Source organism: Bacillus sp. UNC125MFCrub1.1 (genome assembly GCF_000701305.1).
In the GTDB taxonomy this organism is placed as follows: domain Bacteria; phylum Bacillota; class Bacilli; order Bacillales; family Bacillaceae; genus Bacillus; species Bacillus altitudinis.
The window spans coordinates 254,544-267,968 of record NZ_JNIG01000011.1 but is presented as its reverse complement, the minus strand read 5'-3'; the positions used below and the strand labels follow the sequence as shown (position 1 = coordinate 267,968).

At 40.4% G+C, this 13,425-nt stretch carries 16 protein-coding genes; 13 read left to right on the top strand and 3 right to left on the bottom strand.

The window, feature by feature from the left end:
- Positions 1 to 35: 35 nt before the first annotated feature.
- Positions 36 to 701 (top strand): YrrS family protein, encoded by a 666-nt coding sequence (locus N521_RS08845; RefSeq protein ID WP_035390944.1) that lies wholly within the window; start codon positions 36 to 38, stop codon positions 699 to 701.
- A gap of 142 nt (positions 702 to 843) precedes the next feature.
- Here N521_RS08845 and N521_RS08840 read toward each other — a convergent pair whose 3' ends face one another.
- A complete protein-coding gene (locus N521_RS08840; RefSeq protein WP_024718362.1) occupies positions 844 to 1,050 on the bottom strand; it encodes a YrzA family protein in 207 nt (68 codons plus the stop codon).
- A gap of 187 nt (positions 1,051 to 1,237) precedes the next feature.
- Between N521_RS08840 and N521_RS08835 the strand changes: the two genes are divergently transcribed.
- The 7 genes from N521_RS08835 (at position 1,238) to N521_RS19570 (ending at position 5,913) form a co-directional block, all read left to right on the top strand.
- Entirely contained in the window at positions 1,238 to 1,879 is a 642-nt protein-coding gene (locus N521_RS08835; protein ID WP_035390943.1) for a class I SAM-dependent DNA methyltransferase, read from the top strand.
- 15 nt (positions 1,880 to 1,894) lie between these two features.
- Positions 1,895 to 2,590, top strand: coding sequence for a 5'-methylthioadenosine/S-adenosylhomocysteine nucleosidase (mtnN, locus tag N521_RS08830; RefSeq protein WP_019743016.1), 696 nt, complete (start codon positions 1,895 to 1,897; stop codon positions 2,588 to 2,590).
- Positions 2,591 to 2,636: 46 nt separating this feature from the next.
- A complete protein-coding gene (locus N521_RS08825) occupies positions 2,637 to 3,560 on the top strand; it encodes a PLP-dependent cysteine synthase family protein (protein ID WP_007501427.1) in 924 nt (307 codons plus the stop codon).
- Between the two features lies 1 nt (position 3,561).
- Positions 3,562 to 4,710, top strand: coding sequence for a bifunctional cystathionine gamma-lyase/homocysteine desulfhydrase (locus N521_RS08820; RefSeq protein ID WP_008342652.1), 1,149 nt, complete (start codon positions 3,562 to 3,564; stop codon positions 4,708 to 4,710).
- Between the two features lie 72 nt (positions 4,711 to 4,782).
- Positions 4,783 to 5,013 (top strand): YrhC family protein, encoded by a 231-nt coding sequence (locus tag N521_RS08815; RefSeq protein WP_035391005.1) that lies wholly within the window; start codon positions 4,783 to 4,785, stop codon positions 5,011 to 5,013.
- Between the two features lie 444 nt (positions 5,014 to 5,457).
- Positions 5,458 to 5,592 (top strand): YrzI family small protein, encoded by a 135-nt coding sequence (locus N521_RS19180; protein ID WP_008342648.1) that lies wholly within the window; start codon positions 5,458 to 5,460, stop codon positions 5,590 to 5,592.
- A gap of 159 nt (positions 5,593 to 5,751) precedes the next feature.
- Positions 5,752 to 5,913: a hypothetical protein gene (locus N521_RS19570; RefSeq protein ID WP_154666048.1), complete on the top strand. Its 162-nt coding sequence runs from the start codon at positions 5,752 to 5,754 to the stop codon at positions 5,911 to 5,913.
- Positions 5,914 to 5,956: 43 nt separating this feature from the next.
- Here the strand turns inward: N521_RS19570 and N521_RS19995 are convergent, their stop codons facing one another.
- Positions 5,957 to 6,082 carry a YjcZ family sporulation protein gene (locus N521_RS19995; protein WP_008342643.1) on the bottom strand — a complete coding sequence of 42 codons (126 nt, stop codon included), beginning with the start codon at positions 6,080 to 6,082 and terminating at the stop codon, positions 5,957 to 5,959.
- A gap of 267 nt (positions 6,083 to 6,349) precedes the next feature.
- On the opposite strand from N521_RS19995, the gene N521_RS08810 reads away from it, so the two are divergent.
- Both N521_RS08810 and fdhA read left to right on the top strand, forming a co-directional pair.
- Positions 6,350 to 6,952 (top strand): class I SAM-dependent methyltransferase, encoded by a 603-nt coding sequence (locus N521_RS08810; RefSeq protein ID WP_017367683.1) that lies wholly within the window; start codon positions 6,350 to 6,352, stop codon positions 6,950 to 6,952.
- A 429-nt stretch (positions 6,953 to 7,381) separates the two neighbouring features.
- Complete coding sequence (gene fdhA / locus N521_RS08805; RefSeq protein ID WP_017358089.1) at positions 7,382 to 8,596, top strand: formaldehyde dehydrogenase, glutathione-independent; 1,215 nt, start codon at positions 7,382 to 7,384, stop codon at positions 8,594 to 8,596.
- Positions 8,597 to 8,693: 97 nt separating this feature from the next.
- Here fdhA and N521_RS08800 read toward each other — a convergent pair whose 3' ends face one another.
- Entirely contained in the window at positions 8,694 to 9,587 is an 894-nt protein-coding gene (locus tag N521_RS08800; protein ID WP_035390942.1) for a LysR family transcriptional regulator, read from the bottom strand.
- Positions 9,588 to 9,717: 130 nt separating this feature from the next.
- On the opposite strand from N521_RS08800, the gene N521_RS08795 reads away from it, so the two are divergent.
- From N521_RS08795 to N521_RS08785, 3 genes are all read left to right on the top strand, one after another.
- Positions 9,718 to 11,160, top strand: coding sequence for an alanine/glycine:cation symporter family protein (locus N521_RS08795; protein WP_035390941.1), 1,443 nt, complete (start codon positions 9,718 to 9,720; stop codon positions 11,158 to 11,160).
- Positions 11,157 to 12,314 carry an iron-containing alcohol dehydrogenase gene (locus N521_RS08790; RefSeq protein ID WP_008342626.1) on the top strand — a complete coding sequence of 386 codons (1,158 nt, stop codon included), beginning with the start codon at positions 11,157 to 11,159 and terminating at the stop codon, positions 12,312 to 12,314. Before N521_RS08795 ends, N521_RS08790 begins: the two co-directional genes overlap by 4 nt.
- 236 nt (positions 12,315 to 12,550) lie before the next feature.
- Positions 12,551 to 13,300, top strand: coding sequence for an SDR family oxidoreductase (locus N521_RS08785; RefSeq protein WP_035390939.1), 750 nt, complete (start codon positions 12,551 to 12,553; stop codon positions 13,298 to 13,300).
- Positions 13,301 to 13,425 lie beyond the last annotated feature (125 nt).

The following is a 13,425-nucleotide window of genomic DNA, read 5'->3' as shown; positions in this document are numbered from 1 at the left end:
GACTTAGGGAACAGAGGCAAAGGAGTGCAGAGATTTTGAGTAGAAATTCTCGATTTGAACATCGTGATAAGCGCAGAAAGGCGAATATGGTGCTTAACATATTAATTGGTATCGTTGTGGTGCTTATTTTGGTTGTCGCATCGAGTTTGTTAATTTTTAATAAACCGAAAGATACAAATGTAGCAGACGAACCATCCAAAACAGCACCTGCATCGAGTGAAAATAAACAAAACTCAGAAGAAGATGTGAAAGATCAAAAGAAAGATACATCCGATGATGCGGATGCGAAAAAAGACGATTCATCTGACAAAAAAGATGATACAAAGAAAACAGATGATGAAGAAGAGCCAAACAAAGATGCGTTAAAAGATGCCACAGAAACAGATGGCGGTAAAACAAGTGACGTAGACAAAACATATGAAAACGATAACTGGGAGCCTGTAGGAACAGAGCAATCGGGATCACATACAGCAACCTATGATGCTAACTCAAAAGACTGGAAAGAAATGATAAAATCCATGTCCTATGCGACAGGAATCTCAGAAGATCAAATGACTGTTATTTGGTTAGGAAATAACGGAGGACCTCAAGATGCAAAAGGAACCATCCGTGATAAATCAACAGGTGAACGCTACCGTGTAGAAATTACGTGGGTGGACGAAAAAGGCTGGAAACCTGTGAAGGTTGAAAAATTAAAATAAAATAAAAAAGATGCATGCAAAAAGGCTAAAATGAACTTCATTTTAGCCTTTTTCTTCTTTTCAGCGTGATAGAAAACCTTTGCAGTCTAGGAAGGACTAGCACCGGCGCACAGACCTGACTGCCTATACGCTGATCTTTTTTTTATGAGACATTCGCTTTAAAATGAACAACTGCTGTATACAAAATCTTATCATCAATGACAGTCGTTTGATGACTCACAGAATGAACAGTCAGCAAGATCGCCTGATTATGTTCAATTTGTTTTTGGATCTTTTGTTCAAGTTCTTTTAAAGACGTTGCTTCAAAAAATTCAATTTTGTCCTTTAAAAAATCCAGTTGAAAATCCATTTCATTCATCCCTCCATGCTCTAGATTCATCATAATCTCTCCCATTCAAAAGGGCAAATATTTTTCTACCCCACTCAGTATTTTTTAGTAGGAAAGAATCAGAAGATGTGGTAGGATAGGAACTGTTCGACGGAATAAAACATACTATACGGATAGGAATAAATAGATAAAGTGGAGGGAAAGAAAAATGGGACGTGAGTTTCTTTCTTTATTTGATCATTGGGCTGAATCTTATGATGCCACTGTAAGTGGTCATGACGAGCAGTATAAAGAAGTGTTTCGCCGGTATCCGGCCATTCTAAAAGAGATTACTCGCCGTGCAGGTCAACATGTCATTGAGTTTGGAAGCGGCACAGGAAACCTAACGGCGGCACTGCTTCAAGCAGATAAGAAAGTGTTTGGCGTTGAACCTTCAGAGGCCATGAAGAAAGCGGCTCTTCAAAAAGGAATACCAAATGTATTTCATGACGGAGATTTTTTATCGTTTCCAGCCCCACCTTTTGAGCCTGATACGATCGTCAGTTCATATGCTTTCCATCATTTAACGGACGAAGAAAAAAAACAAGCCATCCACACCTATGGCAACATCCTTCCCTCAGGTGGTAAAATAGTCTTTGCTGATACAATGTTTCAAAATCAAGCAGCACATCAAGCTGCAACGAACAAAGCGAAAGCCGCTGGGTTCGATCAGCTTGCAGAGGATTTAGAAACGGAATATTATCCATCCATAGGTGTGTTAAAACAAATCTTTGAAGAAGAAGGTTTTAGCACATCTTTTCATCAAATGAATGATTTTGTGTGGATCGTAGAAGCGAAGAAAAGGGAATGAAAGGATGTTTTTGATTTGAAAATAGCAGTGATAGGTGCAATGGAAGAAGAAGTGACGATTTTAAGAGACCAACTAAAGAATGCCACACAAGAAAACATCGCTGGGTGTGAATTTACAACAGGTGTTTATGAAGATAAAGAAGTGATTTTATTAAAATCAGGGATTGGAAAAGTAAATGCAGCGGTCAGCACAACACTTCTGCTTGACCGCTTTCAGCCAGATTATGTGATCAATACAGGATCAGCTGGCGGTTTCCATCACTCATTAAATGTAGGTGATATTGTCATCTCTACAGATGTTAGACATCATGATGTGGACGTGACGATCTTTAATTACGAATATGGACAAGTGCCAGGATTACCAGCTGCTTTCATCGCAGATGATCAGCTTGTGAAGCTGGCAGAGGAATCTGCTTCAGAAATCGATCATATTCAAGTGGCAAAAGGAACGATTGCAACAGGAGATTCATTTATGGATGATCCTGGTCGTGTCGCGTTTGTGAGAGAGAAATTTCCAGAGCTGTATGCAGTGGAAATGGAGGCAGCAGCAGTTGCGCAAGTTTGCCATCTATTTGAAACGCCATTTGTGGTCGTTCGAGCGTTGTCAGATATTGCTGGGAAAGAATCCAATATCTCTTTTGATCAATTTCTAGAGCAAGCAGCGATTCACTCAACAGACCTTGTCCTGCGTATGATAAAGCAAACACAATAAAAGAAGGGGTTTCCCCCTTCTTTTCCATACAAAGGAAGGGATTTATATGGCTGTCATACATGATATTACGGAATTAATTGGCCACACACCGCTTTTAAAACTGTCAGGGATGGGTGTGCCGGCAGGTGTTGATGTTTATGCAAAACTTGAAATGATGAACCCAGGCGGAAGTATTAAGGATCGCTTAGGTGATATGCTGATTAAAGAAGCGCTGGCATCGGGCAAACTGCGCCCAGGCGGAACCATTATTGAAGCAACTGCAGGAAACACAGGCATCGGGCTTGCGCTAAGTGCAAGAAAACATCAATTGCATCCGATCTTCTGTGTACCAGAACATTTTAGTCAAGAGAAACAACAGCTCATGAAGGCGCTTGGTGCAGAGATTATTCATACACCAAGAAAAGATGGGATGAAGGGTGCGATTGATCGAGCCCTTGAACTAGAGGCAAGCCTTGACAATGCGTATTGTGTCTTACAATTTAAAAACCAAGTAAATCCATTGACTTACTATAAAACGCTCGGGCCAGAAATATGGTCCGACCTCCAGGGGAACATAGACGTGTTTGTAGCAGGAGCGGGCTCTGGCGGAACGTTTCAAGGCTGTGCTGCCTATTTAAAAGAGCAAAAAGAAGCGCTAAAAACAGTGATCGTGGAACCAGAAGGATCTATTTTAAATGGCGGAAAGCCGGGACCGCATAGAACGGAAGGAATTGGCCTTGAATTTATTCCAGATTATATGGAATCGACTTTATTTGACGAGATTTATACCGTCAGTGACGATGATGCTTTCCGAATGGTGAAAGAAGCAGCTGAAAAGGAAGGTGTTCTGATCGGAAGCTCGTCTGGAGCCGCTCTATTTGCCGCTTTAGAGGAAGCGAAAAAGGCATCACCTGGGACGGTGATCGTCACTATTTTTCCTGATAGCAGTGAACGTTATCTAAGTAAAGGTATTTATGAGGGAGGAAAATAAAATGAAGCCAAAAACAATGATGATTCATAGTGGAATCACTGGTGATGAAAAAACAGGAGCCGTGTCTGTTCCCATTTACCAAGTCAGCACCTATAAGCAGCCTAAAGCAGGCGAGCACACTGGATATGAATATTCCAGAACTGCGAATCCAACAAGAACAGCACTGGAAACAGTCATTCGTGATCTTGAAGGCGGGGCAAACGGCTATGCATTCGGTTCAGGGATGGCTGCAATTACAGCTGTGATGATGCTGTTTAACAGCGGAGATCATATCGTACTGACTGACGACGTGTACGGCGGAACCTATCGTGTGATGACAAAGGTGCTCAACCGGATTGGCATTAAAGCCACATTTGTAGACACAAGTGATCCTGAAGCGGTGAAAAAAGCAATTTTACCAGAAACAAAAGCCGTCTATATTGAATCACCAACCAATCCATTGCTGAAAATGACCGATCTACAAGCCATAAGCCGGATCACAAAAGAAGCTGGCATCTTGATGATTGTCGATAATACGTTTTTTACCCCATATTTTCAAAAGCCGATTTCATATGGGGCTGACATTGTCTTGCACAGTGCCACAAAATATTTAGGCGGCCATAGTGATGTGGTGGGCGGACTTGTCGTGACAGCTACTGAAGAGCTTGGTGAAGAACTGCACTTTGTTCAAAACTCTACAGGCGGTATTCTTGGACCGCAAGATGCGTGGCTTCTAATGCGAGGGATGAAAACGCTCGGACTAAGAATGGAAGCACATCAACAAAACGCGCAGAAAATCGCTGAGTTTTTAGAACAGCATCCTGCGATTACACGTGTCTATTACCCAGGTTTAAGCGCTCACCCAGGTCATGAGCTTGCAAAAACTCAAGCAACAGGCTTTGGCGGTATGATTTCTTTTGATATTGGAAAAGAAGAAAATGTCGACGTGTTTTTAAGCCAATTAAAATTGTTTACAATCGCAGAAAGCCTAGGGGCGGTTGAAAGTTTAATCTCTGTTCCTGCTCGCATGACCCATGCATCCATTCCAAAAGAGCGCAGAGAAGAGCTTGGCATCACAGATGGTTTAATCCGTATTTCTGTCGGTATTGAAGATATTGATGACTTATTACATGATATTGAACAAGGGCTCGACGCAGTAACGAATGGATAGATTTACATGCCCCTCGCTTTCTCTCACTATGGTAAGCTATCAATAGACATTGATAACGGGAAGGTGAATCAAGTGAAGAAAAAGTGGGATGGTTTAGTGACAGATTACAAGCAATACGCTTTTATTTTGCTTGCTGTTAGCACCTTTTTATATATTGGTACGATTTTACCGAATCAGCACCTAGAAGCATCACCAAAAATGCTGATGATGGCAGTTGATTGTGTTTTCTTATTAGCCGCTTTTCTTTGCGTGAAACGTGCGATCTTTTTTCAAAAAAAGCTACAAGAACTAGATGAAGATTAAGTCGAAAAGTCTCCTCATGTGATGAGGAGACTTTTTTGATTACACTGGATAATTGGACAAGAATCACTGTGGAAATTTAGTCAAACACACAAAAATCATCTAATTTACTAAAAACAGGTTTACAAAATGGTGCTTGCTGGATATACTTACAAAGTAATTAAAAACGTAAAGGAGGCTGAAGAATATGTTATTCGTATCTACTTGTGATCAATTCAACAACCAATTTCATCATGTCATCAGCCTGTGGAAGAGCTCGTGTCCTTCCTTTACCTTTTACGGTTCACGCTACAAAACTGTTTAAGTAAACGAGGATTTCACGTATCATCCATCGCAGGTTAGAAGACACTGTCTTTTGATCTGCATTTTTGTGTGCCCGCAGGTCAACTGATAAAGAAGATCTGCGGGCTATTTCGCGTGCTGCGAACTGAAGGGAGGTGAGCGTATATGACAATCCATTTATTTTTTATTACTTTGACGATCCAACGTAAATACAAAGACATTGAAACGGTTCTTTATGAACAACAAGTCGAAACATTTTATGAAGAAATGAAGCAGAAACAACTAAAGTACATGAACTAAAAAGGACAATAAAAACATGAAAAGGAGGAGATTGACATGTTTATGATGCTTGCAATGCTTGATTGTTATACAAGGGAGAAGGACCAGGTTTAGACACGCTCCACATTGATCACCTGCACATATGATAACCGTAAAAGGAGATTGTGAGGTGATCAATGAATGTCGATGTCACCATATATGAGGTTTCCGTCAGTGGGGCACGGGTATGCGTCTATTCCGCATTCTTTAAAGCACGGGTACGGCAATCCATACAGAATGCAAAGAGAGCAAGAAGAAATGCTCAGACGCTATATGTACAATTATCCAACCTATTGGTATTAAAGAAAAGGAGCAGGAAACGTCATCGTTTCCTGCTCCTTTTACATTAGCAAATCCAGCTTGCACCGATGATGATTAACAAAATGAACAGTACAACAAGCAATGCGAATCCGCCTGCAAAACCGCCACCGTAGCCACCGCAGTAGCCTCCAGAATAACCGCCAAAGCCCATAATCTAGCACCACCTTTATCTAATCAAGATACATTCATAAAATATGCAGCTCATGCAGAAAACGAAATCAATCTGAGCACAATTAATGAAAATGCCTATTTGTTTAAATATTTTTCATGACGTGCGAAACATTTTCAGAAAAGGTGCCGTCTAATAAAAGACAAAGAAATTAGGACTAGGTCTTAACTTTTGTTAGGCGAGAGCCGATATGAAAAGTAAGAAAATTCGTAAATAGTTTTATTTACTGGTGCAAAGCAGGTGTTGACATTGATTCAAAGCTGGATTGGAAAACAAATGAGGGAACCAAAGGGCTTGTTCTCAAAATGGGTAGCCCGCTATATGGAAAAAAATCATCATAATATCAATCAATGGACGATTCAACTCTTAAATATACAAGAAAACGACCGGATTTTAGAAATTGGTACTGGAAGAGGTATGACATTATCTAAAGTAGCGGAAAAACTTGATCGAGGGAAAGTATATGGAATCGATGCTTCGCGTCATATGGTAAAATACGCGAAAAGAAAACATAAGAGGCTTGTCGAGCAGGAAAAAGCCGTTATCACACTTGGAAAAGCTGAGCAATTACCTTTTGAAGACAGATCATTCAATAAATTGTTCACAGTGCAGACCATCTATTACTTGCCAGATATCGAACAAGTTATGAAAGAGGTATATCGTGTTCTTCAAGTGGATGGAGAAGTATTCTTATCTTTTCAAAAGCAGGAACTGATGAAGGAACAAAAACGCTCACAGTCTCTTTCAACGTACAGTGAAGAAGACATCAGCTGTCTTTTTTCAGCGTATCACTTTAGAGACGTCTCTGTTTACCATTATGATACATACATCTGTATCAAAGCCTTAAAATGATGATGAAAATATTTCCCAGGTAATGAACAAGCAATTAAAAAAGGCTCTTCGTCAGAGGAGCCTTTTTGCATGCGATGAAATGGACCATTCGTCAATAAAAAAGGCCTCTTCATAAGAAGAGGCTTTTGCATTCATTTCATATGTAGGGGCCAGCCAGGTGTGTAAGGAATGATAGTATATATAAGGAATTTGTTTGTCGATTAAGGATACCTGTCTGGCTTATTCCTTATATCGACAATGTTCTGCAAATGTTTAGCTTTTTTTTCAATATTTTCTTTTTTATTTGACTGGAAAATACATTTTTCTCTCCTAGATAGACATTTGTCACTTATTTTTTGAGTCAATGTGTGGTTAAAAGAAGGAAAAAAACCGAGAAAGAGAGAATTTTGGAGAGACTTCATTTTTAAACAAAAAGGGAGGAATGAAAACATGTCGGGAAACAAAGGTGTCGTTTACAAAGGAGCAGGAAATGTAGCAGTTGAGGATATTGGATACCCTGATTTGGTTTTAAGAGATGGCCCTGGTGTACCTAAAGCCAATGTTGGACGTAAGTGTGAGCATGGCGTCATTTTAAAAGTGGTGACAACAAACATTTGCGGGAGCGACCAGCACATGGTAAGAGGGCGTACAACTGCGCCTGAAGGACTTGTCCTTGGTCATGAAATTACTGGTGAAGTCGTTGAAGTTGGACGAGATGTAGAGTTTATCCAAAAGGGTGATCTCGTATCAGTTCCATTTAATATTGCCTGTGGTCGCTGCGTCATGTGTAAAGAACAAAAAACCCATGTGTGTTTAAATGTGAACCCCGATCGACCTGGCTCAGCTTATGGATATGTAGATATGGGCGGATGGGTTGGCGGCCAATCGGAGTACGTCATGGTGCCATATGCTGATTTCCAGCTACTCAAATTTCCGGACAAAGATCAGGCGATGGAAAAAATACTTGATTTGACGATGCTTTCTGATATATTCCCGACAGGTTTTCATGGTGCTTATACGGCTGGCGTAAAGCCGGGCTCTACCGTCTATATTGCTGGTGCAGGGCCAGTAGGTCTTGCAGCAGCGCATTCCGCTCAGCTCCTTGGCGCATCTGCTGTCATCGTCGGCGATCTCAATGAACAAAGGCTCGAGCAGGCGAGAAGCTTTGGCTGCGAAACGATTAATTTACGAAAACATGATCGAATCGGTGAACAAATGACAAACATCCTTGGAGAGCCAGAAGTCGACTGTGCGGTCGATTGTGTCGGTTTTGAAGCTTCAGGTCATGGAGATCAAGGAGAAGCACCAGCCACCGTTTTAAATACAATTATGGATATTACCAAAGTTGGCGGTAAACTTGGAATTCCAGGACTTTACGTCACAGAAGATCCAGGTGCTGTGGATGAAGATGCAAAAGTTGGATCTCTGAAAGTGCGAATTGGACTTGGCTGGGCCAAAGCCCATACTTTTGTGACAGGCCAAACCCCTGTCATGCAATATCACCGCAGCTTGATGAAATCTATTTTAAGCGGAAGGGCACAAATCGCCAAAGCCGTTAATGCAACCGTCATTTCCCTTGATCAAGCCCCTAAAGGATATAGCGATTTTGATTCGGGTGTGGCGAAGAAATTTGTGATTGACCCGCATGGCATGATTTCTAAATAATGATCCATCGAAAAAAACTTACAGGATTTTTCCTGTAAGTTTTTTGTTTGTTACATATAAAAAGATGAAGCTTTTCTGCTACATTCCATGTCAATTGTTAGCCGTGCCTGAGTATATATTCCTCTGTTAAATCAACAAACGCCTTCAAAGCAGGAGACATCCATTTATTTTTATGCCAGAATAGTTGGATTTTCGTTGTGAGACAGGGTCCCATCCAATTGATTTTAATCATATGGCCTTCTGTTATTTCTCTTTTTATAGAAATTTCGGGAAGTACAGCAATTCCTAGACCAGCCATTACACATTTTTTTATGGCTTCTACATCTGCTAGTTCTAGTTTACTTCTCGGTTTTGCTCCTGCCTGTGTCAAAGAGTGTTCGAAGGCATAACGATAATCGCAGTCTTCGGTTAACAACAATCTTTGCTCGTCTAAATCGATAGGATATACTTTTTGTTTTTTGCTCAATGGATTTGTTGGACAGCATACAATCGCCATCGGTTCATCTTTTAATTCTTTTACAATTAAATGTGAGGATACGACAAGATTCATCGATAATAGGGCGACATCAATTTGTCCTTCCAGTAATAGATTTAAAACATCCTTTTCAGCTATTCCGGGACGAAAAATCAGTTCTACTTTAGGATACGTTGTTTGAAAGTCCGTTAAAATATGAGGAAGTCGATAGGTACATTGTGTTTCAGATGCACATATTCTCAAAATGCCGCTTGGCTCACTCATCCCGCCAACAGCCTCTAATGCTTCTCCTGTTAAACCTAAAATCTTATCCGTATAATCTTGAAACTTCATGCCAGCTTCAGTTAAAATGACCCTTTTTCCAAGCCTTTCAAAAAGAGGGGTTCCTAACTCTTCTTCTAATGCAGCGATATTTGCCGTGATACTAGATTGAGCATAGCCAAGTATTTGTGCTGTTTTTGTAAAGTTTAATACTTTTGATGCTGTTTGGAACATCATCAGTTGCTTTATTTCCAACGTCAATCCCTCCTAAATCGGATGAGCCGATTGATGCAATCAGAAAACTTCTATAGATAGATCATATCATTTTTACTATGATAAAAGTAGGCGCTTTCATTATTTAGAATGTTCAGATTTTATAGGGGGGATGGCTTTGTTTGAAACGATTGTCAATTCAATAAATGACTTTTTATGGACATATATTTTAGTCATTATGTTAATAGGGATTGGAATCTACTTTACGGTGAGAATGAAGTTTATGCAAATTGTCTTACTAAAAGAGATCTTCCGTTCTATTTTTGAAAAAGCTCCAAAAATAAAAGGGAGTCAAGACATTTCTTCAATGCAAGCTTTCTTTATCGGAGCAGCGACGAGGATTGGAACTGGAAATATGGCAGGTGTTGCTATTGCCATTACAGTTGGTGGTCCTGGAGCTATTTTTTGGATGTGGTTTGCAGCAGTTTTAGGGGGAGCTTCTGCATTTGTCGAAAGCACACTCGCTCAAATATATAAAGTGAGAACAAGTGATGGTTTTAAAGGGGGACCAGGCTATTATATTCAAAAGCAATTTGGACTGAAATGGCCGAGTAGGATCTTTGCCTTTTCTGTTATTCTTAGTTTTGGCTTAATTTTTAATGCAGTACAAACGAACACCATCACAAATGCCTTTCGATATTCATTTGGTATCAGTCCAATTGGTATGGGGGTATTCGTAACCATTCTTACGGCGCTCATCATTTTTGGTGGTGTAAAGAGAATTGCCCGCTTTACCCAAATCATTGTGCCAATCATGTCCTCGTTTTATATTATCTTAGCACTTTATGTGATTGTGACAAATATCGCTGATGTACCCGCAGCATTAACAAGTATTATGAAAAGTGCGTTTGGATTAGAGCAAATGGTTGGAGGCGGAATCGGCGCTGCAATAATGAACGGTGTCAAACGCGGTTTGTTTTCCAATGAAGCAGGAATGGGAAGTGCGCCAAATGCCGCTGCTGCTGCCCATGTTTCACACCCAGTAAAACAAGGGTTTGTTCAATTATTAGGCGTATTTTTTGATACATTAGTTGTTTGTAGTTGTACAGCATTTATTATTATGCTATCAACAGTAGAAACAGCAGGTGATTTGTCAGGTATTGAAATTACTCAAGCTGCAATGGCGCAGCATTTCGGTTCTTGGGCTAGTATTTTCTTAGCATTTGCGATCTTTACTTTTGCATTTAGCTCTATTGTAGGTGGCTACTATTACGGTGAAGCCAATATCGGTTTTATTCATAACACTGTATCCGCGCTATTCGTGTATCGAATCACTGTTTTAATGATGATCATGTTTGGTGCTCTCGCCAACTTACAAATCGTTTGGACGTTAGCGGACTTGTCGATGGCAATTATGGCTATTGTTAACTTGGTTGCCATTGCGATTTTAGGCAAATTTGCTTTTGCGGCTCTAAATGATTACATGGGACAAAGAAAGGTAGGAAAGAACCCTGTTTTTTACGCTTCTACCATTCCAGGTTTAAAAGGAATAGAATGGTGGGGAGCAGAAAAACAAGCGATTAAATCAACAAATGAAGGGGTAGAAAATCAATGATAAATTTTGAATATGATTGTCATACGAAAATGATCATGGGGACTGGAAAATCTAAAGATATTGCCTCTATTGTAGAGGACATTGTATTGCCTAGTGCTACAATTATGATTGTGACTGACCCTGGTGTAAAAAGCGCAGGATTGGTGACGCCTATTGAAGCCTATTTGCAAGAAGCTGGTTATTCCGTTGTCGTCTTTGATCAAGTATCACCAAACCCTAGAGATCATGAATGTCTAACGGGTGCAGAGCTCTTTAGAAAAGTACAAGCATCAGCGGTAATTGCGATTGGCGGAGGCAGCCCAATGGATACGGCAAAAGCCATTGCTTTATTAGGTCCAAATGGCGGTAATCCTGAAGAGTATATAGCAGGGAAGAAGGCGTATACAAATGTATCACCCTTAATTTGTATTCCAACCACGGCTGGAACTGGCTCTGAGGTGACCCGTTCATCTGTGATTACGTTAGCTGCTTCACATAAAAAAATCACCTTAAAACATGCCTTGCTTCGACCAACTATTGCGATTTTGGATCCTGCTCTTACTTCTACGGTGCCAAAAAGTATAACAGCGGCAACAGGTGTTGATGCACTGGTACATGCGATTGAAGGCTATACATGTAAAGAAACAAACCCTATTTCTAAGGCGATGGGGGCAAGCGCAATGAAAACCATTGTGACCTATTTACCGAAGGCGTATGAAGACGGATCTGATTTAGAAGCAAGATACAAAATGCAGGAAGGCAGTTTACTCGCTGGCTTATGCTTCGGTTCCGCTGATGTAGCAGCTGTGCATTGTTTAGCCGAAGCGCTCGGAAGTCTTTATGATACACCTCATGGTATCGCAAATGCTGTATTTTTACCTTATGTCATACAATTTAATGCAGCTGAAAACAAATCATTGCACATAGAGCTTGCAAACATCATGGGCTTTGCAGATAAGACGGATGCAGATGATGTGGCGATTCAAAAATTAATGGATGGTATATATACATTCACAAAGAATTTAGGTATTCCATCACTAAAAGAATTATCTTATGTAAAAGTAGAAGATTTTGAAAAAATGGCTGAACTAGCAGAACAAAACAACTCTACAAAAAGCAATGTTCGTGCCGTTACGAAAGCGGACTACTTAGATATACTAAAGGCTGCTTTTTAATATAATCATACAGAAAAAGAGCCGAATAGAATGACTGAATGATAAACACAAACCTTCCCAGACTTTACACAAGAAGCAAACGACTATGTCGTCAATATGGAGAATTACAAATATACCACCCTCCTAATGTATGATTTAGGTGGTGGTTTTTCTATGTCCCATTTGACTAGGTATCATGTATACATGAGTGGTATGATAGACGACAACATCTCATGAGAGAAAGGATAGGATAAACGATGAACTTTCACAATAAAACCGTCATCATCACTGGCGCAGCCAATGGAATTGGTGAATCGATCGCGTATGGCTATGCGAAAGAAGGGGCGCGTGTCGTGCTTGCGGATATTGACGAAGAGAAGGGCAAGCGCTTGGAAGATCAGCTGAAAAAGGAGTCCTTTGAGGCTTTTTTTAAAAAAACGGATGTGAAACAAGAGAAGGATATTCAAGACATCATGTCGGCTGCCGTGGCTCGTTATCAAACGATCGATATTCTCATCAATAATGCAGGGGTTATGTGTACAAAATCGCCTTATGAGCTAACGGTTGATGAGTTTGATCATGTGCTGCATACAAACCTACGAGGTGCTTTTTTATGTGCAAGGGAAGCGGCACGTTATATCAAAGAGAATCCAAACGGCGGTTCCATTGTGAATATTTCATCTACCCGTGCGACCATGTCAGAGCCTCATACAGAAGCGTATGCTGCATCAAAAGGCGGGATATCAGCACTTACTCATGCGCTGGCTGCTTCTTTTAGTCAGAATCATATAACAGTAAACAGCATTTCCCCTGGGTGGATTGAAACGAAGGATGAGAAAAATTTGCGAGAAATTGATCATCAGCAGCACCTTTCCAATCGAGTAGGAACGCCAAAGGATATTGTCAAAGCTTGTTTTTATTTAACAGATGAAGACAATCAATTTGTGACAGGAACCGATGTGGTTGTTGATGGCGGCATGACTAGAAAAATGATTTATGCGGATTAACATGAAAAAACATTGACGCCTTGACGGAGACGCAGTACAATATAGAACAACTCAGCTGAAGATCGTGATGAAAAAAAGATAAAGCGCAAATAGAGAAGAGTATGTAATGGCTGCCTCACACAGAG

Coding starts and splice junctions, on each gene's coding strand:
- N521_RS08840 (WP_024718362.1), bottom strand. CDS start 1,050: ATGGATTTTCAACTGGATTTTTTAAAGGACAAAATTGAATTTTTTGAA.
- N521_RS08835 (WP_035390943.1), top strand. CDS start 1,238: ATGGGACGTGAGTTTCTTTCTTTATTTGATCATTGGGCTGAATCTTAT.
- N521_RS08825 (WP_007501427.1), top strand. CDS start 2,637: ATGGCTGTCATACATGATATTACGGAATTAATTGGCCACACACCGCTT.
- N521_RS08820 (WP_008342652.1), top strand. CDS start 3,562: ATGAAGCCAAAAACAATGATGATTCATAGTGGAATCACTGGTGATGAA.
- N521_RS19180 (WP_008342648.1), top strand. CDS start 5,458: ATGACAATCCATTTATTTTTTATTACTTTGACGATCCAACGTAAATAC.
- N521_RS19570 (WP_154666048.1), top strand. CDS start 5,752: ATGTCGATGTCACCATATATGAGGTTTCCGTCAGTGGGGCACGGGTAT.
- N521_RS19995 (WP_008342643.1), bottom strand. CDS start 6,082: ATGGGCTTTGGCGGTTATTCTGGAGGCTACTGCGGTGGCTACGGTGGC.
- fdhA (WP_017358089.1), top strand. CDS start 7,382: ATGTCGGGAAACAAAGGTGTCGTTTACAAAGGAGCAGGAAATGTAGCA.
- N521_RS08795 (WP_035390941.1), top strand. CDS start 9,718: ATGGCTTTGTTTGAAACGATTGTCAATTCAATAAATGACTTTTTATGG.
- N521_RS08790 (WP_008342626.1), top strand. CDS start 11,157: ATGATAAATTTTGAATATGATTGTCATACGAAAATGATCATGGGGACT.
- N521_RS08785 (WP_035390939.1), top strand. CDS start 12,551: ATGAACTTTCACAATAAAACCGTCATCATCACTGGCGCAGCCAATGGA.